A 16,752-nucleotide genomic window follows, 5' to 3' on the forward strand; every position below is an offset into this window, starting at 1 on the left:
CGGCGGCGGCCCGGGCCGCCGGCTCCTGGTCCAGGTCGTTCCCCGAGCTCTCGGCCAGCTCACGGGTCCGCTGGGTCAGGAAGCGCCCGGGCAGCACGGCGTTGACGGTGATGCCCTCCGCCGCGACCTCGCGGGCCAGGGTCTTGAGGTACCCCGTGGCGGCGGCCCGGGCGGCGTTCGACAGGGCCAGCCCGGGGATGGGCTCCTTCACCGACGAGGACGAGATGGCGACGATCCGCCCGTAGGCCGCCCGGCGCATGTGCGGGAGGGCCTCCCGGACCATCCGCACCACCGACAGGAAGTTCAGTTCGATGGCCCGAAGGAAGTCCTCGTCCGTCATGTCGACGGCCCGCCCGGGCGGCGGCCCGCCTGCGTTGGTCACCAGGATGTGGCATCCGCCCAGCGCGTCGGCTGCCTCGCGAACGAACCGGACGGCGTCGTCAGCCCGCGACACGTCCGCCGTGATGGCGACGACGTCCGAGCCGGTGGCCGTGCGGATCTCCTCCGCCGCCATCCGCACCGTCTCGCCGTCGCGGGCGCAGATGGCCACGCGGGCACCCTCTCGGGCCAGCGACAGGGCGGAGGCGAACCCGAGGCCCCGGCTGGCCGCCGCGACCAGGGCCGGGCGGCCGCTCAGCCCCAGGTCCATGCCTCGGCGAAAGGTTCGAACTCCATCCACCCGATATCATGGACCACGTGGACATCCGGACCGAGACCCCCGCCCTGACGGTGACCGAGAAGGCCGCCCGGCGCGTGCGCAGCGTCGCCGAGCGCGAGGGCAAGCCCGGCGCGTACCTGCGAGTGCGGGTGGTGGCCGGCGGGTGCGACGGCTTCACCTACGAGCTCGGGCTGGAAGACCAGCGCGCCGACGGCGACCAGGTCATCGAGGCGTTCGGGCTGGAGGTGCTGGTGGACGGCCGCAGCGCGCCGATCCTCCAGGGCAGCATCCTCGAGTTCAACGACTCGCTCCTGGGCGGAGGGCTGAAGGTCTACAATCCGCAGGCCGTCCACGAGTGCACCTGCGGCAAGTCCTTCGCCATCTAGCCACCTTTTGCCGGCGGCCGGCGGCGATGCCGGTCCCGGTCAGGAGACCGACAGCTCACCCACCATCCCCGACGCCCGGTGGAACTTGCAGTAGAACTCCAGGGTTCCGGACTGGGGGAACGTGACGGTCACCGTGGCGTCCTGCCCCTGCGTGACGTCCTGGTCGATGTTCTGGTCCTCCAGCGAGAAGTTGTGCGTGGTGCTGCCCTCGTTCTCGAGCTTGATGGTGACCTTCTGGCCCGCCGTCCCGGTGATGATGGTCGGGTTGAAGTAGAAGTCGTCCTGCTCGACGGCGATGGAGCTCTGGCCCGAGACGTCCTTGGACCCGTGGTTGTTCGCGGTGTCGCTTCCGATGGTGATGGTCCCGCCCGCGCTGCCCGACTCCGACGGGCCCGTGGACCCACCTGTGGTGGTCTCGCTGTTGCTCGAGCAGGCGGCGCCCAGCAGAACCACCGCCACCAGCACCAGCACCGACTTCCACACCGTCGACCTCATGGCACCTCCCTGACCTCAGCGAATGGAAAGGACGGACCGGAGCACGGTGGGTACTACGGCCGAGGCCCGGATGCGGCTTGGATCGGTTGCGAGAGAGGCCGAACGGCCCGCCTCGCCGGGTCATAGGACCGGACCATCGGGCCAGGCGACCCATATACTGTGCGCACGTGAGCCCCCCCACGGACAAGACGCAATGGCGCGACCTGTACGACGAGGTCGTTGTCTCCGGCCTTTGCACAGGCTGTTCGGCCTGTGTGGTGGTGTGCCCATTCCACGTGCTCGGCTACGAGGACTACAAGCCGGTCCAATTGCAGGAGGAAGGGCCGGACCACTGCTCGCATGGTGACCGGGGCTGCGACATCTGCACCCGGGCCTGTCCGCGGTTCCGGGAATGGGAACCGGAGATCGACCGCGTCCTGTTCGGGCGGACCCGGTCCATCGACGAGGTCATCGGGGTGCACCAGGAGATCGTGCTGGCCCGAGCGGCGGATCCCCGCGTGCTGGCGCAGGGCCAGGACGGCGGGGTCGTGTCGGCGCTGCTGATCTGGGGGCTGGAGACCGGGCAGATCGACGGTGCGCTGACCTCGAAGCTGTCGGCCGAGCGTCCCTGGGACGCCGAGCCCACCGTGGTCACGGACCTGGAGGGCGTGCTGGCCACGGCGGGGTCCCGCTACACCTATTCGGCCAACCCGCTGGCCCTGGTCAAGGCGGCCGAGATGGGCCTGTCGAAGGTCGCGCTGGTGGGCATGTCGTGCCAGGCCAGCGTGACCGGTGCGCTGGAGGCGCGCCGTGTGAACAAGTGGCGCAAGCGGGTGGCGTGGACGTTCGGCCTGCTGTGCTCGAAGTCGTTCACCTACGACGGCCTCATGCAGCACAAGATCCACGACGAGCTCGGGATCGGCTGGGACCGGATCGCTCGCATCAACGTGAAGGGCAAGGTCATCGTGTACACGACCGATGGCGACGTCGTGAACATCCCCCTCAAAGAAGCCCGGACGTGGACCCGGCCGGGATGCACGATGTGCCCCGACTTCGCGGCCGAGCACGCCGACATCTCCTTCGGCGGCCTGGGCCAGCGGGAGGGATGGACCCTCACGATCATCCGGTCCGACCTCGGGCTCGACGTCTGGCGCCGGGCCGTGGAGGCCGGCGTGGTGGAGTGGCGTCCCGGCCACGAGGACCCCGAGGCCATCGCGCTGATGGAGAAGCTCGCCGCGAAGCAGCGGGAGCGCTGGCCGGTGGACCGGCTTCCCGAGGAGTGGTCGTTCCCCGGGGCTCACGCCAACGGGAAGGTCGGCGGCGGCGTCCCGGCGACGGAGATCGCCGGGCCGACGGTGCCCGCCCAGCGGCCGTCCTGAGCCCGGCTCAGCGCAGCGCGGCCATCGGCATCGCGCTGGGGCGGCGCCGGCTCGACGTCCCGGTCCGTTCCACCGCCTCCTCGAGCGCCCGCTCCAGGATGTGCGCGCCGGCGAAGCCCGGGAGCTCCGCGATGGTCTCGTCCATCTCGCGCGCCGCCGCGAGCCCCGACTCGTCCCCGAACAGCGAGACCACCACGAAGTCGGTCTCCTTCCGGGGCCGAACGCCGGTGCCGACGGGCGCCCAAACGCGCTCCATGGCCCACCGGGTCACCCTTCGGGCCCGAGGGCTCCGGGCCAGGCGCAGCCGGGCCTGGGCGCGGTAGAAGGCGAAGTGGCGGCGCTCGTCCTTGATGATCCGCGACAGCAGGTCCACCAGGACCGGATGCTCGGTCCGGTCGACGATGCGGTGGTACGCGGAGAGCGTGATGAGCTCGTTCACCGCCCCCCATGCCATGTGCAGGGCCACGAAGTCCTTGACCAGCAGCGACCCTGCCATCGACGCGAGGTGGGAGGCGTAGCCCTTCCCGGTGAGCTTGCGCCGGATCCAGGAAACCCGGGCCCGCCGGGACGGATACGGGGCGTCGCCCCGGACGGCCTCATGGTCGGGGGCCAGCCGGTAGCCCGCCTCACCGAGGAAGCGGCTGAAGGCCTCGCCGTGCCAGAGCTCCTCGTATACCCAGCAGGACAGGAACGCCGTGACCTCGGGATCGACCGCCGCCGAGGTGGCCAGGAGGTCGCGCAGGTAGATCACTGTGTGCGTCTCGATGTCCATCATGTAGGCGAGGCATCGAGCCTCCGCCACCGAAAGCGGATGGTCCTTCACCCGGTGCCAGGCAACCCCCTCGAGGTCCACCTTCTTGGACGCGCGGAGATACCTGTCCAGATCGAAGCCTTCCACCGGATCCCTCCCACGGGCGTCTTCCAGCGAATTATCGCCGGGAATTCGCACCGGGCCTAGGTCCGGATCAAGGGTCCCGGGGAACGGCCCCCGGGGCGAGGTCAGCCTGCGGTGCCCCAGTTCGCCACGACGGGATGGTCCTTCTCGGACGGGCCGACCTGCGCGGCGCCTCCGGGCGAGCCGATGCCGCTCACCGTGTCGCTGAAGAACTCGGCGTTGATCGGGGTGAACTGCTTCCACTCCGCGGGAACGTCGTCCTCGTAGAAGATCGCGGTGACCGGGCACACCGGCTCGCACGCGCCGCAGTCCACGCACTCGTCGGGCTGGATGTAGAGCATCCGGCCCCCCTCGTAGATGCAGTCGACCGGGCACTCGTCGACGCATGAACGGTCCTTCACGTCGATGCAGGGCTCGCAGATGGTGTAGGTCACGAGAGTTTTCCTCCTATGGACCGTGTTGACCGTGTAAATAGGAGTCTACTCCCGGATGCACGGGGCGCAACCCGCCTGCCACGGGCGTTGCCTACGCCTCGAGGGCCGACGAGGGAGCCGCGGCCAGGACCGTCCCCATCATGGACGACACGGGGTCCCGGCCCGGGACCGGGTACACGATGGGGAGGTCGGCGCCGGCGGCCCGGTAGGCGTCGAGCCGAGCCCTCGCCGCTTCCGGATCACCCACCAGGCACAGTTCCCGGACCAGCGCTTCCGGGACCTCGGCCGGGCGCCCCGACGCCGCGGCACGGGCCGCGGACGCCGCGTCGTCCCCCAGGCCCATCGCCTCCAGCTGGCTCCGGTAGTGCGGCATGAGCGCGTACTGGCCCGCGGCCCCCTTCAGCGCCTCGATCGCCACGGGTTCTTCGTCAGCCAGGTTGGCGCGCACGTATACCGCGATGGTGACCGCAGCGGGGTCTCGGCCCGCCCGCGTGGCGGCGTCGGCCACGACGTCCCGGGCCCGGGCCACGCGCTCCGGCGTGCACCAGTTCAGCAGGACACCGTCCGCGATCTCTCCGGCCAGGGCGAAGGACCGCTCCCCCAGGGCCGAGATCCAGATGGGCGGGGCGGGATCGGGAACCAGAGCGAGCTCGGCCCGTTCCCCCGGGGCGTCGGGAGGCGTGAACGGCAGTCCGGCCACCGCCGTGCGTACCGCCACGACGTAGCTCCGGAGGCGCTCCAGGGCGCCGGGCCCGGGCGGTCCCGTGCCGAGGCCGAGGACGAGCCGTCCGCCGGACAGCTCCTGCACCGTGGCCGCTCCCATGGCCGTGACCGTGGCTCGGCGAGTGTGCATCGGGACGATCCCGGTTCCGAGGTGAAGCCGGTCGGTGGCGTGGGCTAGGGCGGCCAGCGTGGAGAACGCCTCCCGTCCGCTGATCTCGGGGACGAAGCAGGCTTCGTACCCCGTCTCCTCCGCGGTCCGGACGATCTGGACGAAGTCGTGCCAGGGGATGGGCTCTCGGAGCGACACGCCCGTCGCCTGGCCGCGTTGCGCGTTCTGCATGCCGTCTGCCATCGTCGCATGCCGTGCGGCCGGTGCGGTTTCCAACCGAGGACGGCGTGGAGCTGGCGGGCGAGATCCACGACGCGGAAGGCACGCCTCGCGGCTCGGCCGTAGTGTGCCACGCCCATCCCCGGCACGGCGGCAGCAAGGATCACCCCCTGCTGTGGGCCGTCCGGAGCGCCCTGGTCCGCCGCGGCCTGTCGGTCCTGGCCTTCAACTTCCGCGGGATCATGGGGTCGGGAGGCTCGTTCGGCAGCGGCGTGGACGAGCTGCTCGACCTCCGCACCGCGGTGGGACGGGTGCGCGAGGAGGCGCCGGCCCCCACCCTGGTGGCGGGGTGGTCGTTCGGCGCCAGCGTGGCCCTGCGGGAGGCGGTCCAGGACCGGCGCGTCGCGGGACTGGCCCTGGTGGGCTTCCCGCTTTCGGAAACCTCCGTGGCGCTGCCCCCACCGCCGGATCGCGAGGAGCTGGCCGCGCTCGATCGCCCGGTCCTGTTCGTGGTGGGGAGGGCCGACCAGTTCTCGCCGCTCCCGGAGCTTCGGCGGCTGGCCCGCCGGATCCCCGGAGCCGAGATCGCCGTCATCCCGGACACCGATCACTTCTTCTGGAAACGGGAACGAGAGGTGGCGGACCGGATCGGCGTCTTCGCCCAGAAGCTGCTCGGCTGACCGAGCGGCCGGTTGGCTCCGAGAGCCCGGGGGCAGACTCGAAGCATGATCCTGGTCGGGACGAGCGGATGGCAGTACCGCGACTGGAAGGAGCGGTTCTACCCCCCCGGCCTTCCCCAGCGGGAGTGGCTCAGGTTCTTCTCCGAACGATTCCCCACGGTCGAGGTCAACAACTCCTTCTACCGGCTTCCCACGGAGGAGACGTTCGGGCGGTGGCGGGAGGTGTCCGCGAACCGCTTCGTCGTGGCGGTGAAGGCCAGCCAGTACATCACCCACATCCGGAGGCTCCGGGAAGCGGCGGACGCCGTCGAGCCCTTCTGGAGCCGGGCCCGGAAGCTCGGGCCGAAGCTCGGGCCGGTGCTGTTCCAGCTGCCCCCGCGGTTCGGCGTGGACATCGAGCTCCTCCGCGCGTTCCTGGGGATCCTTCCCCGGGACATGCGGGCGGCCTTCGAGTTCCGAGACGATTCGTGGCGGACGCCCGAGGTCCACGAGGCGCTCGACCGGGCCGGCGCGGCCTCCGTGCTGGCGGACCGCCCCGGATGGCGCGTGCCCACCGTCGTGACCGGCGGGTGGAGCTACATCCGGTTCCATCAGGGCCGGCCGTTCGCCCCCGGCTACACGCGCGAGAAGCTCCGGCGATGGGCTGATCGCATCGCCGGAATGGACGCGACCGACGTGTACGTCTACTTCAACAACGACACGGGGGGTGCGGCCGTTCGGGACGCCGCCACGCTGATCGACCTCCTCGAGGACACCGGGCTCGCCGTGGTTCGGCAGCAGGGATCGCCCTCGACGAGAGAGTGAGTGCCGGGATCAGTGGTAGACGATGACCGAGGTCCCCACGGGGTCGAGCCCGTACATCCACGTCGCGGCCCAGATGGGGATGCGGACGCACCCGTGGCTGGCCGCGTAGGTCGGGACGTCCGAGTACCCGTGGATGGCCCGGCCGTTGTCGAAGAAGCTCGAGTAGTACATCAGCTTGTCGTTGTAGCCCGGCTCCTTCAGCCACACGTTGAAGTGGCCGTCGTGCGTGGGCGTGCTGGGCTTCCCCGTGGAGACGTGCAGGATGTCGGTGACCTTGCCGTCGTTCACCACGAACAGGACCTGGAGGGTCTGGTTCACCTCGATGTGGAACACGGGCTTCGTGAACCGGGGCTTGGGGATCCGGGGGTCGGCCAGGGCCCGCCACACCGACGAGTCGACGGTGGTCACTCGGTCGAGCTCCTGGACCTTCCGGAACGCCATCACCGCGTCGGCGGTCCGGGAGTCGTACGTGCCGTCCGTGGAACCCTCCAGGTGGTACCCCAGCTCCGCCAGGCGCTCCTCGAGGGCGCGGACGACCGGCCCGCTCGAGCCGACGTGGAGCGACTGGGCACCCGCCGCCGCCGGCGAGGACAGGACCGTGACCGGCGCATGGTCCGGGTCGGAGAACGACGCGCGAACCCGATAGGTCCCGGGCTCGCCGACCGGCACCTCGGTGGAGTACGAGCCTCCATCCTGGAGGGCCACGGTCCGCTGGAGGACCCGGCGTGACCCGTTCAGCAGCGTGAGGTCCACCTTCCCACCGGGAACGAGCGGCCGGACCTTCCCCCGGACCACGGCCGTCCCGAACACGTGCACCTCGGTCAGGCGGACGGTCAGGAGCGGACGGACCCGAAGCTTGATGGTGGCGCTGGAGATCCCGCCGTACTCGGCGTGCGCCCACACGTTCCCCCGGGGGGCGTACTGCGTCGAGTACTTGCCCTGCGTGGCCGTGGTGGTGGTGGCCAGCACGTTCCCGGACCGGTCCGCGATGGTCACGGTCTGGCCGGCGTGCCAGGGAGTGATCCGCCCCGACAGCGTCATGGGCTCGCCGAAGGTGACCACCGGCGGCGAGGCCAGCAGCGACACCGACGGGGCGGCGGCGGCCTGGGCGGGGAGGGCCACCAACGACAGGGCGGCCAGCAGCGCCGCCACCCGTCCGGCCGGCACGGCGACGACGTTGCGGGCGCGAGTTCGCACCATTCCTCCTGATCTCGTGGTTTCCGGGCCGGCCGACGAGGCCGGACCCGTATCTTCAGGGGTGGGCGGCCAGATTTCCACCCCTCGTTTGGCGGAAGCGAAATGCCGGGCCACCGGCTAGGGTGCCCCGGTGATGGAAGCAGGGGCCGACCCCGCGCCTCGCGGGGGGCCATGAGGGGGCGGCACGCCCGGGCCGGCCTCCCCGTCGGAGTCCTCGTCGCCGTGGTGGTCGCGGTCGCGGTCGCGGCGTCGGTCATCGCGCTGACCCGCCACGGCGACCGGTCGGTCCAGGCGGGGGCCTCCGCCTCGCCGGGCGGCGGCTCGGACGCCTCGCCGACGCCGGCCCCCACCCCGCAGCCGACCCCGTCACCCTCGGCTGCGCTGCACGTACCCGGGCCGATTCCCGGCTACTTGCTGATCGCCGACCGCGGCAACGACCGGATGCTCCTGGTGAACAGCCGCAAGGACGTGCTGTGGGCCTACCCCCGGCCGGGGACGACCCCGGCCGCGCCCTTCAACTTCGACGACGACACGTTCTTCACCCCGGGCTGGCATTCGATCATCAGCAACCAGGAGGAGCAGCAGACCATCCAGGTCATCTCGTTCCCCGGCAGGGACATCCTGTGGAGCTACGGAACGGTGAACGTGAAGGGCAGCTCACCGGGGCTGCTGCACACCCCCGACGACGCCTACATGCTCCCGGACGGGACGGTCACGGTGGCCGACGTGGGGAACTGCCGGGTCCTGTTCATCTCGCCAGCGAAGAAGATCACCCGGCAGATCGGGACGACCGGCGCGTGCGGGCACGATCCGCCACGGCTGGTCTCCGCACCCAACGGCGACACGCCGCTTCCCGGCGGGGGGACCATCGTCACCGAGATCAACGGCTCGTGGGTGGACGGCATCGGCGCCCACGGGAAGCTGCTGTGGGCCTTCCAGGCGCCCGTCCGGTACCCCTCCGACGCACAGTGGCTGGGCAACGACCGGGTCCTGCTGGCGGACTACTCCTCGCCCGGGCACGTCCTGGAGATGACCACGAAGGGCAAGGTGCTGTGGGAGTACGGCCCGAGCTCCGGTTCCGGCGCGCTGGACCATCCATCGCTGGCCCTCCCCCTGCCCAACGGGCTGGTCGCGGTGAACGACGACTACCGGCACCGGGTCGTCCTGATCGACCCCAAGCAGGACCGCGTCGTGTGGCAGTACGGCCACACGGACGTCGCCGGGACGGCTCCCGGATACCTGAACACGCCGGACGGCATGGACTTCCTGCCCTTCGCCGTGGCCATGCGGATGCCCCAGATCCGGAGCCTGGTGCTGCGGGCATCTCCCACCCCGACCCCGACCCCGTCCCCCGGCACGGGTCCGGTGGCGATCACGGCCGCGAAACCGCTCCCCGCCCCGGTGCAGCGAGCGGTGGCGGTCTGGTCGGGCGGCACCATCTACGTGGGCGGGGGGCTCAGCGCGTCCGGACAGTCCGTGAACGGCGTGTTCGCGCTGGACCCTGGCAGCGGCAAGCTGAGCTCGCTCGGGTCGGTTCCGGATCCGTTCCACGACGCCGCCGGGGCCGTCCTGAGCGGACGGCTCCTGGTCTTCGGCGGGGGATCGAGCGCGAGCACCGACGTGGTACAGGCCTTCGACCTGGGCACGGGCCAGGGCTCGGTGGCCGGCCACCTCCCGCACGCGCTGTCGGACCTGGCCGCCGCGACCGTCGGCGGCACCGTCTACCTGGTCGGCGGCTACGACGGCGCCACGCCCCAGAGCACCATCTACTCCACCACCGACGGTGTGCACTTCACCCAGGCCGGAACCCTCCCCACCGGGCTTCGCTACGCGTCGGTTGCCGCCTCCGGCAGCGACCTGGTCATCGCGGGCGGGGTGTCCTCGGCCGGGCCGGTCTCCACGGTTTACCGGTTCGACAGCACCAGCGGAAACGTATCGGTCCTGGGCCACCTGCCGTCGGCCCTCGGTCACGCGGCGGCGGTGGCGCTGGGAGACCGCGTGTACGTGATCGGCGGCCTGGACGCGGGAGGCCACGCCGTGCGGACCGTCTTCCAGGTCGACCCGGCGGGCGGGACCGTCACGCGGCTGGCCGATCTCGCCCGAGCGGTGTCCGACGCCGCCGTGGCGGGCACCTCCACCGAGGCCTGGCTGCTGGGCGGCTGGGACGGCCGGGCCCTGGCCCAGGTCCTGCACGTGCGCCCGCGCTGACGTCGGGCCCGCAACCCCCGCTGTCGGCGCGCTGATGAGGCACGCTTCCGGAGCGCTCAGCCGGCGCTGCTAGGCTCGCCGGGATGGGCACGTCCGGACCGCCCGAGCTGGAACAGGGCACCCCCACCCGAGACCCATCCTCCTCCCGGGCGGCCCGGGTCGGGAAGACCCTCCGGGGGCTGGCTGTCGACGTCTCGCCGCTCCGGTCGTACCGCGACTACCGGCTCCTGTGGTCCGGCGAGCTGATCTCCGAGACGGGGCACCAGATGTACCACGTGGCGATCTTCGTCCAGGTGTTCCAGCTGACCCGCTCGGCCTCCGCCGTGGGGTTGGTGGGGCTGGTGGAGCTGGTGCCACTGGTGCTCATGTCGATCGCGGCGGGCGGGATCGTGGACGCGGTCGATCGCCGAAAGCTGTGGCTGGGGATGCAGTTCGGCTTCGCCGCGTGCTCGACCCTGCTGCTGGTCAACTCGCTGTTCCCGCACCCGCCGCTCACGCTGATCTACGTCGGCGCCGGGCTGAGCGCGGGCCTGGCGGGCATCGCCTCCCCCACCCAGGCCGCCATGACCCCGTATCTGGTCTCCCGCCGGGACCTACCGTCGGCCATCGCGCTGAACCAGGTCATGTGGAACTCCACCGCGATCCTGGGCCCCGCCGCCGGCGGGGTCGTCATCGGTGCGTTCGGCCTGCCCTGGGCCTACGGCATCGACGTGATCACGTACGGCGCGACCATCACCGCGGGCATGCTGATGCGGCCGATGCCACCGGCCGGGGAGGAGCACCGCGCCTCCGGGATCAGCGCGATCCGGGAGGGCTTCGCCTACCTCAAGGGTCGCCGGGTGCTCCAGTCCACCTTCGTCATCGACCTGGTGGCCATGGTCTTCGGGATGCCGCGGGCCCTGTTCCCCATCCTGGCCGTCACGCAGTTCCACGCCGGGCCGGAGATCGTCGGCGTCCTGTTCTCGGCCCTGGCCGTGGGCGCGCTGGGCGGGGCGCTGACCGCCGGATGGGTGGGAGGTGTCCGGCACCAGGGCCGGGCCGTGATCGTGGCCGTGGCGCTGTGGGGAGCCGGCATCGTGGCCTTCGGCTTCGCCGGGAACAACCTGCCGCTGGCCGTGGTGCTGCTGGCAGCGGCCGGCGCGGCGGACGTCATCTCGGCGGTCTTCCGCTCGGCCATCCTCCAGCTGTCCGTACCCGACCAGCTGCGGGGGCGGCTCTCGGCCATCCACATCCTGGTGGTCACCGGCGGGCCCCGGCTGGGCGACTTCGAGGCGGGCATGGTGGCCCAGGCGTTCACCCCGTTCATCTCCGTGGTCTCGGGGGGCGTTGCCTGCCTGGCCGGCGTCGCGGCGATCGCCGTGGCCGTCCCCCAGTTCTGGCGCTACCAAGCCGGAACGCCGGCCTGATCGCCCGGATGGGCTCGCCGGGAAGGCGTTCGTGAGGTCCCGGTACCCACACCTGGCCGTGTCGTACCCTTCGACCATGGCCGGGATGACCGAGGACCAGATCCGCGAGGCCCTGGCCGAACTCCCGGGGTGGCGATACGAACGGGGAGAGATCTTCAAGCAGTACAAGTTCCCCTCGTTCCTGGATGCCATCGCGTTCATCGACCGGCTGGCGGACGCGGCCGAGGAGGCCAACCACCATCCGGACCTGGAGAACCACTACAACCGGGTCCGGGTGGCCCTGCACACGTGGTCCGAGGACGGCGTGACCGAGAAGGACATCGCCCTGGCCCACCGGATCGAGGCGATCGAGGAGCCGGCGGGCTTCTAACCCAGCGGAGACTTCACCCTCACCGGTGGTCGGGCTCCCGAGGGTTCGGTACGGAGCCGCCTGGCCGCAGCACGAGCTGGTCGTGCGGCTCCACGACGTCGATCAGCCCGGACAGGCCCTGCTGCACCAGCAGCTCGAACCCGTCCGCCTGCACCCGTTCGTCGCCCTCCTCGGGCTGGTCCGTCAGCGCGAAGCGGACGGCCGCTCCTTCCCGGAACATCCGCACGGTGGCGTCCGGGTTGAAGCGGCGGGCCGCCTCGTGGCTCCGGCGGAGGATCTGCACCGCCCAGTCGGTGAACTCGACGCTCATCGCACCCATGCTGCCACAGCGAGCGCCCGAACGGCCGTGCTCGGGTTGCCGCGGCCCGATGCCGGGGGCCATACTTCCGCGGGTTTCCCCGAGCCCGGAGTCCCCAGACGACATGAGACCGATGAGCGTGCCCTTATGGCCTTTCCTCCCCGCCGCGCGCGGAGCCTGTGGGCCTACTTCCTGGCGGAGCGACGGACCCTCCGCCAGGGCCTTGCCGCGCTCCTGCTCTCGACCGCCGCGGGCCTCGTCGCCGGCATAACGCTCGGCTCCATCTCCAAGACGCTGGTCCTGCTTCCGTCGCTGTTCATCCTCATCCCGGCGGCCGTCGGGATGAAAGGGACCATCTTCGGCGCGATCGGGGCCCGCCTGGGAACGAGCACGCACGCCGGACTGTTCGAGGTGAGCTGGGACCGGCGCGGCGTGCTGTTCCAAAACGTCTACGTCGGGGTCATCACGACGTTCTCGTCGTGCCTGTACCTGGCCGCGCTGGCCCGGCTGTCCGCGCTCGCGTTCGGCCTGCGCTCCATCTCGTTCTTCGACTTCGTCACCATCTCGGTGATCGGCGGCGTGCTGGGGTCCGCCGTGGCCATGGCCCTCACCATCGGGCTGTCCCTGGTGGCGGTGCGCCGGGGCTACGACCTGGACGCCGTGTCCACCCCCATCGTCACGGCCTCCGGCGACATGGTCACCATCCCGTCGCTGTTCCTGGCCACGTTCATCGTCCGCGACGCGCACATCGTCTCCACCGTCGTCGCGTCGACCTCGATCGTGGTGTGCCTGTACGCGACGGTCCGCGGGTTCCTGACGGGACTGCCCCTGGCCCGGCGAGCCATCCTCGAGATGACCGGGGTGATCGTGCTCACACCGCTGCTGGACATCCTGGCCGGGACCCTGGTGGAGCCGCGGATCAACCGCTTCCACGAGTTCCCGGCGCTGCTCGCGATCATCCCGCCCCTGGTGTCGAACGCCGGGGCGCTGGGAGGGATCCTGTCCTCGCGGCTGTCCTCCAAGCTCCACCTCGGTCTTCTGTCGCCGAGGGCCCGGCCCGAGGGCGCCGCGCTGCTGGACGGTGCGCTGGTGTTCGTGACCGGCGCGGTCGTGTTCACGGTGGTCGGCGTGATCGGCTACGTGTACGGCCTGTTCGTGGGGAAGTCGCTGGGGGCGGGGGTGATGATCGGCGGCACGCTCCTGACCGGCATGATCGCCACGGTCGTCGCCATCGTGGTGGGGTACTACGTCGCCGTGCTGTCGGCCAGGTTCGGCCTGGACCCGGACAACCAGTCGGTCCCCGTGATCACCAGCGCGATGGACCTGGCCGGCGTGCTCTCGTTCCTGTTCGTTCTGTCACTATTGGGGGTAGTCACGCATGGCTGATCCGGAACCGCCAAGGAACGTCAAGGAGCTGCTCGTCGAGGCGAAGGATGCCTCCGAGCTGATGGTCGACCTGGCCTACGGTGCCGTCTTCTTCAACGAGGAGGACCTGGCCGAGGAGGTCGAGAAGCTCGAGAGCCGCATGGACGGCTACCTCCGCCGGCTCCGCGAGGTGGCCATGCTGGCCGCCCGCAGCCCCGAGGACGCCGAGGCCATGGGCGGGGTGCTCCACATCGCGGCGGCCATCGAGAAGATCGGCGACGCCGCTTCCGACATCGCGCGGGTGGTGCAGGCCAAGCTCGGGATTCCCGACGCATTGCGCCGCGACCTCCGGCACGCCGACGAGATCGTGGGCCGGGTGAAGGTCCGGGAGGGCTCCACCGCCATCGGGCAGTCGCTCCGCGAGCTGATGCTGCCATCCGAGATCGGCGCGTGGCTGATCGCGGTTCGGCGGGGAAGCGAGTGGGAGTTCGACCCGCACGGCGAGACCGTGATCACCGACGGGGACGTCCTGCTGTTCCAGGGTCCCGAGGAGAGCGTGAACCTGATCCGCCAGGTCGCCGGCGCGCCGCCGCTGCCGCCCGGTCCCGACTACGAGAGCCCTCCGCTCGACGAGCTGGACCGGGCCGTGGACATCCTGGTGGAGATGAAGAACTCGGCGGAGGTGGCCGTGGGCCTGGCCTACTCGGCGCTGCTGTTCAACGACCCCGCCCTGGCCGCCGAGGTGGCCACGCTGGAGGCCCGCAGCGACTTCCTCCACGACGAGCTGGAGTCCTGGGTCCTGAAGGCCGCCCCCGAGGCCCGCAACTCCGACGAGCTCCGAGGCTTGCTCCGGCTGGGCTACGCCAGCGAGATGATCTTCGACGCCGCGCGCGACATGACCTGGCTGGTCGAGCACGGCGAGGAGCTCCACCCGGTGGTCCGCATGGCTCTGGAGGAAACGGAAGAGGTGGCGGTGGAGACCATGGTCGAGGCGGGCTCCGCGGCCGAGGGGCACTCGCTGAAGCAGCTAGCGGTGGAGACCGAGACGGGGATGCTCGTGCTGGCCGTGCAGCGGGGCCGCCGGTGGATCTACCGGCCCCGGGCCCGCTTCGAGCTCCAGGCCGGCGACCGGGTCATCTCCATCGGCCCAGAGGAAGGCGCCGACGAGCTGGCCAAGCTGTGCGCCACACCCGCCGGCGCGTTCCGGGAATCGTAGCGGCGACCGGTCGATCTACCGTCGATCGCCCGCAGCGCCGCGGGGCTACCGCGCGAGGGCGGTGAGGCGGCGGAGCGCGGGGGGCATGGAGAAGTGCACGTTCTCCTTGCGGACGCGGATCTCCTCGACCTCGATGGCTCCCTTGCTGCCCAGCCAGGCCACCATACGATGCACGAGCCATTCCGGCGCCGACGCGCCTGAGGTCAGCCCCACGACCTCGGCGCCCTCCAGCCAGGCCGGGTCGACCTCGGTCTCGTCGTCCACCAGGTGGGCCGGCGTGCCCACCTCCCCTGCCACCTCGGCCAGGCGACGGGAGTTCGACGAGTTACGCGACCCGATCACCAGCACCACGTCGGAGCGGCGGGCGATCTCCTTCACCGCATCCTGGCGGTTCTGGGTGGCGTAGCAGATGTCGTCCTTCGGCGGCCCCTGGATCTGCGGGAAGCGCTGCCGGAGGACCTCGATGATCTCGTTGGTCTCGTCCACCGAGAGCGTGGTCTGGGTGAGGTAGGCCACGTTGTCCGGGTCGGGAACCCGGACCCGCCGCGCCTCCTCCGGGCTGCCCACCAGGACGATTCTCTCGGGGGCCTGCCCGCTCGTTCCAACGACCTCCTCGTGCCCGGCGTGCCCGATCAGCAGGATGGTGCGGTCTTCCCGGGCAAAGCGCTGGGCCTCCAGGTGCACCTTCGTGACCAGCGGGCAGGTGGCGTCGATGACCGCGAGGCCCCGGGCCTCCGCGTTCGCGTGCACCTCCGGCGCGACGCCGTGTGCCGACAGCACCACCAGTGACCCCTCGGGGGCCTCGGCCTCGTCCTCCACGAACACGGCGCCCTTGGCCTCGAGCTCCCGGACCACGTGCAGGTTGTGCACGATCTGCTTCCGCACGTAGACGGGTGGACCGTGCGTGGCCAGCGCCTGCTCGACCGTATCCACGGCGCGTTCCACCCCGGCGCAATACCCGCGGGGTGCCGCCAGCAGGATCTTCTTCAGCACGGCTCCATCGTACCCTCGCCGCCCGTTTCGGAGCCCCGAAGTGCCTGGTCAGGGGCGGCTGCCACGAATTCTCCATCTATCGTTTGTCGTAACAAAATACGTCGTACGACGTTGTCACTCGGCGATCCCCCTCCATATACTCGGCGCGCCCGAATCCCATCTCACCCCTCCAACTGCCCTTCCGCCTCCGCGTGCCCTCGGCGTGCCTGGCGAGGGTCCGGAGGGCCGGACGGGGGGACAACAGGTCGGACGTCGACGAGAAGGAGGAGGTGATCCAACACCCACGACCTACCGCGGAGCTGCCGGAGGCCGATAACTCCGCTGCCCCTCCGCGGGGGTGAAAACGCGTATGGATCATATGAACTCACGGCGCCGCCGGACGGTGGTGGCGCTGACCTTGACCGCGCTCCTGGTGCTCGTGCCCGCCACCACCGCCGGAGCACACGGAAACGTGTCCCGGTGGTGGCAGCTCGATCCCATCGTCTGGCACGAGGGGTGGCACCACAGCAAGTCCCTGGAGGCCGCCTACACCAGGTGGCAGCGCAATCACCCCCACGCCGGCAGGTACAAGCGGAGCGAGTTCTCCCACGTCCTTCGCCACCGGTGGCGGATGCAGCACTTCCACGAGGCCGTGTCCCACCAGGCCGGCCTGGCCACCTACTACGACCAGACCGGCACCATCGGCGCCTGCGGCGTCCCCCTTCGCGGGATGTACGCGGCCAGCCGAACCCTCCCCTGCGGCTCGCTGGTGTCCGTGCGGCACGGCGACCGATACGTCTTCGTCCAGGTCCTCGACCGTGGCCCCTTCGGGAGCCGGGCCCGGATCCTGGACCTGTGCCCGCAGGCCTTCCGGAAGCTCGCGCCGCTCGGCGCGGGCGTGATCCCCATCCGGTCGGTCAAGCTTCGAGAGACCTGACCAGCCTGGCCCCTCGGCCCGG

The 16,752-nt window shown here is 70.9% G+C and carries 18 protein-coding genes; 10 read left to right on the top strand and 8 right to left on the bottom strand.

Features of this window, described 5'->3' with window-relative positions; all coding sequences use genetic code 11:
- Nucleotides 1-649 (bottom strand): SDR family NAD(P)-dependent oxidoreductase (locus tag M3Q23_06815; GenBank protein ID MDP9341806.1); only part of this gene is annotated, 649 nt, incomplete at its 3' end.
- Nucleotides 650-696: 47 nt separating this feature from the next.
- On the opposite strand from M3Q23_06815, the gene M3Q23_06820 reads away from it, so the two are divergent.
- Nucleotides 697-1,044 carry an iron-sulfur cluster assembly accessory protein gene (locus tag M3Q23_06820; GenBank protein MDP9341807.1) on the top strand — a complete coding sequence of 116 codons (348 nt, stop codon included), beginning with the start codon at nt 697-699 and terminating at the stop codon, nt 1,042-1,044.
- A gap of 39 nt (nt 1,045-1,083) precedes the next feature.
- On the opposite strand, the gene M3Q23_06825 is transcribed toward M3Q23_06820, so the two are convergent.
- Nucleotides 1,084-1,539 (bottom strand): cupredoxin domain-containing protein, encoded by a 456-nt coding sequence (locus M3Q23_06825; protein ID MDP9341808.1) that lies wholly within the window; start codon nt 1,537-1,539, stop codon nt 1,084-1,086.
- 167 nt (nt 1,540-1,706) lie between these two features.
- Here M3Q23_06825 and M3Q23_06830 point away from each other — a divergent pair, with 167 nt between their 5' ends.
- The gene (locus M3Q23_06830) at nt 1,707-2,897 is read left to right on the top strand and encodes a Coenzyme F420 hydrogenase/dehydrogenase, beta subunit C-terminal domain (GenBank protein ID MDP9341809.1); all 1,191 of its coding nucleotides are present in this window, start codon (nt 1,707-1,709) and stop codon (nt 2,895-2,897) included.
- A gap of 7 nt (nt 2,898-2,904) precedes the next feature.
- On the opposite strand, the gene M3Q23_06835 is transcribed toward M3Q23_06830, so the two are convergent.
- From M3Q23_06835 to M3Q23_06845, 3 genes are all read right to left on the bottom strand, one after another.
- A complete protein-coding gene (locus M3Q23_06835; GenBank protein ID MDP9341810.1) occupies nt 2,905-3,795 on the bottom strand; it encodes a ferritin-like domain-containing protein in 891 nt (296 codons plus the stop codon).
- A gap of 101 nt (nt 3,796-3,896) precedes the next feature.
- Nucleotides 3,897-4,226 carry a ferredoxin family protein gene (locus tag M3Q23_06840; protein ID MDP9341811.1) on the bottom strand — a complete coding sequence of 110 codons (330 nt, stop codon included), beginning with the start codon at nt 4,224-4,226 and terminating at the stop codon, nt 3,897-3,899.
- Nucleotides 4,227-4,317: 91 nt separating this feature from the next.
- Entirely contained in the window at nt 4,318-5,289 is a 972-nt protein-coding gene (locus M3Q23_06845; GenBank protein ID MDP9341812.1) for an LLM class flavin-dependent oxidoreductase, read from the bottom strand.
- A gap of 32 nt (nt 5,290-5,321) precedes the next feature.
- Here M3Q23_06845 and M3Q23_06850 point away from each other — a divergent pair, with 32 nt between their 5' ends.
- Nucleotides 5,322-5,957: a hypothetical protein gene (locus M3Q23_06850; protein MDP9341813.1), complete on the top strand. Its 636-nt coding sequence runs from the start codon at nt 5,322-5,324 to the stop codon at nt 5,955-5,957.
- Between the two features lie 45 nt (nt 5,958-6,002).
- Nucleotides 6,003-6,761 carry a DUF72 domain-containing protein gene (locus M3Q23_06855; protein MDP9341814.1) on the top strand — a complete coding sequence of 253 codons (759 nt, stop codon included), beginning with the start codon at nt 6,003-6,005 and terminating at the stop codon, nt 6,759-6,761.
- Between the two features lie 9 nt (nt 6,762-6,770).
- On the opposite strand, the gene M3Q23_06860 is transcribed toward M3Q23_06855, so the two are convergent.
- Nucleotides 6,771-7,961 carry a L,D-transpeptidase family protein gene (locus M3Q23_06860; GenBank protein ID MDP9341815.1) on the bottom strand — a complete coding sequence of 397 codons (1,191 nt, stop codon included), beginning with the start codon at nt 7,959-7,961 and terminating at the stop codon, nt 6,771-6,773.
- A gap of 1,656 nt (nt 7,962-9,617) precedes the next feature.
- Between M3Q23_06860 and M3Q23_06865 the strand changes: the two genes are divergently transcribed.
- From M3Q23_06865 to M3Q23_06875, 3 genes are all read left to right on the top strand, one after another.
- A complete protein-coding gene (locus M3Q23_06865; GenBank protein ID MDP9341816.1) occupies nt 9,618-10,166 on the top strand; it encodes a hypothetical protein in 549 nt (182 codons plus the stop codon).
- 83 nt (nt 10,167-10,249) lie between these two features.
- Nucleotides 10,250-11,572 (top strand): MFS transporter, encoded by a 1,323-nt coding sequence (locus M3Q23_06870; GenBank protein ID MDP9341817.1) that lies wholly within the window; start codon nt 10,250-10,252, stop codon nt 11,570-11,572.
- A gap of 58 nt (nt 11,573-11,630) precedes the next feature.
- Nucleotides 11,631-11,942, top strand: a complete 312-nt coding sequence (locus M3Q23_06875) for a 4a-hydroxytetrahydrobiopterin dehydratase (GenBank protein MDP9341818.1) — start codon at nt 11,631-11,633, stop codon at nt 11,940-11,942.
- A gap of 19 nt (nt 11,943-11,961) precedes the next feature.
- Here M3Q23_06875 and M3Q23_06880 read toward each other — a convergent pair whose 3' ends face one another.
- Nucleotides 11,962-12,252 (bottom strand): hypothetical protein, encoded by a 291-nt coding sequence (locus tag M3Q23_06880; protein ID MDP9341819.1) that lies wholly within the window; start codon nt 12,250-12,252, stop codon nt 11,962-11,964.
- A gap of 135 nt (nt 12,253-12,387) precedes the next feature.
- Between M3Q23_06880 and M3Q23_06885 the strand changes: the two genes are divergently transcribed.
- The gene (locus M3Q23_06885) at nt 12,388-13,626 is read left to right on the top strand and encodes a magnesium transporter (protein MDP9341820.1); all 1,239 of its coding nucleotides are present in this window, start codon (nt 12,388-12,390) and stop codon (nt 13,624-13,626) included.
- The gene (locus M3Q23_06890) at nt 13,619-14,821 is read left to right on the top strand and encodes a potassium channel protein (GenBank protein MDP9341821.1); all 1,203 of its coding nucleotides are present in this window, start codon (nt 13,619-13,621) and stop codon (nt 14,819-14,821) included. Before M3Q23_06885 ends, M3Q23_06890 begins: the two co-directional genes overlap by 8 nt.
- A gap of 45 nt (nt 14,822-14,866) precedes the next feature.
- Here the strand turns inward: M3Q23_06890 and M3Q23_06895 are convergent, their stop codons facing one another.
- Nucleotides 14,867-15,811 carry a 4-hydroxy-3-methylbut-2-enyl diphosphate reductase gene (locus M3Q23_06895; GenBank protein ID MDP9341822.1) on the bottom strand — a complete coding sequence of 315 codons (945 nt, stop codon included), beginning with the start codon at nt 15,809-15,811 and terminating at the stop codon, nt 14,867-14,869.
- A gap of 361 nt (nt 15,812-16,172) precedes the next feature.
- Between M3Q23_06895 and M3Q23_06900 the strand changes: the two genes are divergently transcribed.
- Entirely contained in the window at nt 16,173-16,730 is a 558-nt protein-coding gene (locus M3Q23_06900; protein MDP9341823.1) for a septal ring lytic transglycosylase RlpA family protein, read from the top strand.
- Nucleotides 16,731-16,752 lie beyond the last annotated feature (22 nt).

It is taken from the genome of Actinomycetota bacterium, from assembly GCA_030774015.1.
Classification (GTDB): Bacteria; Actinomycetota; UBA4738; order UBA4738; family JACQTL01; genus JALYLZ01.

Coding starts and splice junctions, on each gene's coding strand:
- M3Q23_06845 (MDP9341812.1), bottom strand. CDS start 5,289: ATGCAGAACGCGCAACGCGGCCAGGCGACGGGCGTGTCGCTCCGAGAG.
- M3Q23_06880 (MDP9341819.1), bottom strand. CDS start 12,252: ATGAGCGTCGAGTTCACCGACTGGGCGGTGCAGATCCTCCGCCGGAGC.
- M3Q23_06885 (MDP9341820.1), top strand. CDS start 12,388: ATGGCCTTTCCTCCCCGCCGCGCGCGGAGCCTGTGGGCCTACTTCCTG.
- M3Q23_06825 (MDP9341808.1), bottom strand. CDS start 1,539: ATGAGGTCGACGGTGTGGAAGTCGGTGCTGGTGCTGGTGGCGGTGGTT.
- M3Q23_06890 (MDP9341821.1), top strand. CDS start 13,619: ATGGCTGATCCGGAACCGCCAAGGAACGTCAAGGAGCTGCTCGTCGAG.
- M3Q23_06855 (MDP9341814.1), top strand. CDS start 6,003: ATGATCCTGGTCGGGACGAGCGGATGGCAGTACCGCGACTGGAAGGAG.
- M3Q23_06900 (MDP9341823.1), top strand. CDS start 16,173: ATGAACTCACGGCGCCGCCGGACGGTGGTGGCGCTGACCTTGACCGCG.
- M3Q23_06870 (MDP9341817.1), top strand. CDS start 10,250: ATGGGCACGTCCGGACCGCCCGAGCTGGAACAGGGCACCCCCACCCGA.
- M3Q23_06860 (MDP9341815.1), bottom strand. CDS start 7,961: ATGGTGCGAACTCGCGCCCGCAACGTCGTCGCCGTGCCGGCCGGACGG.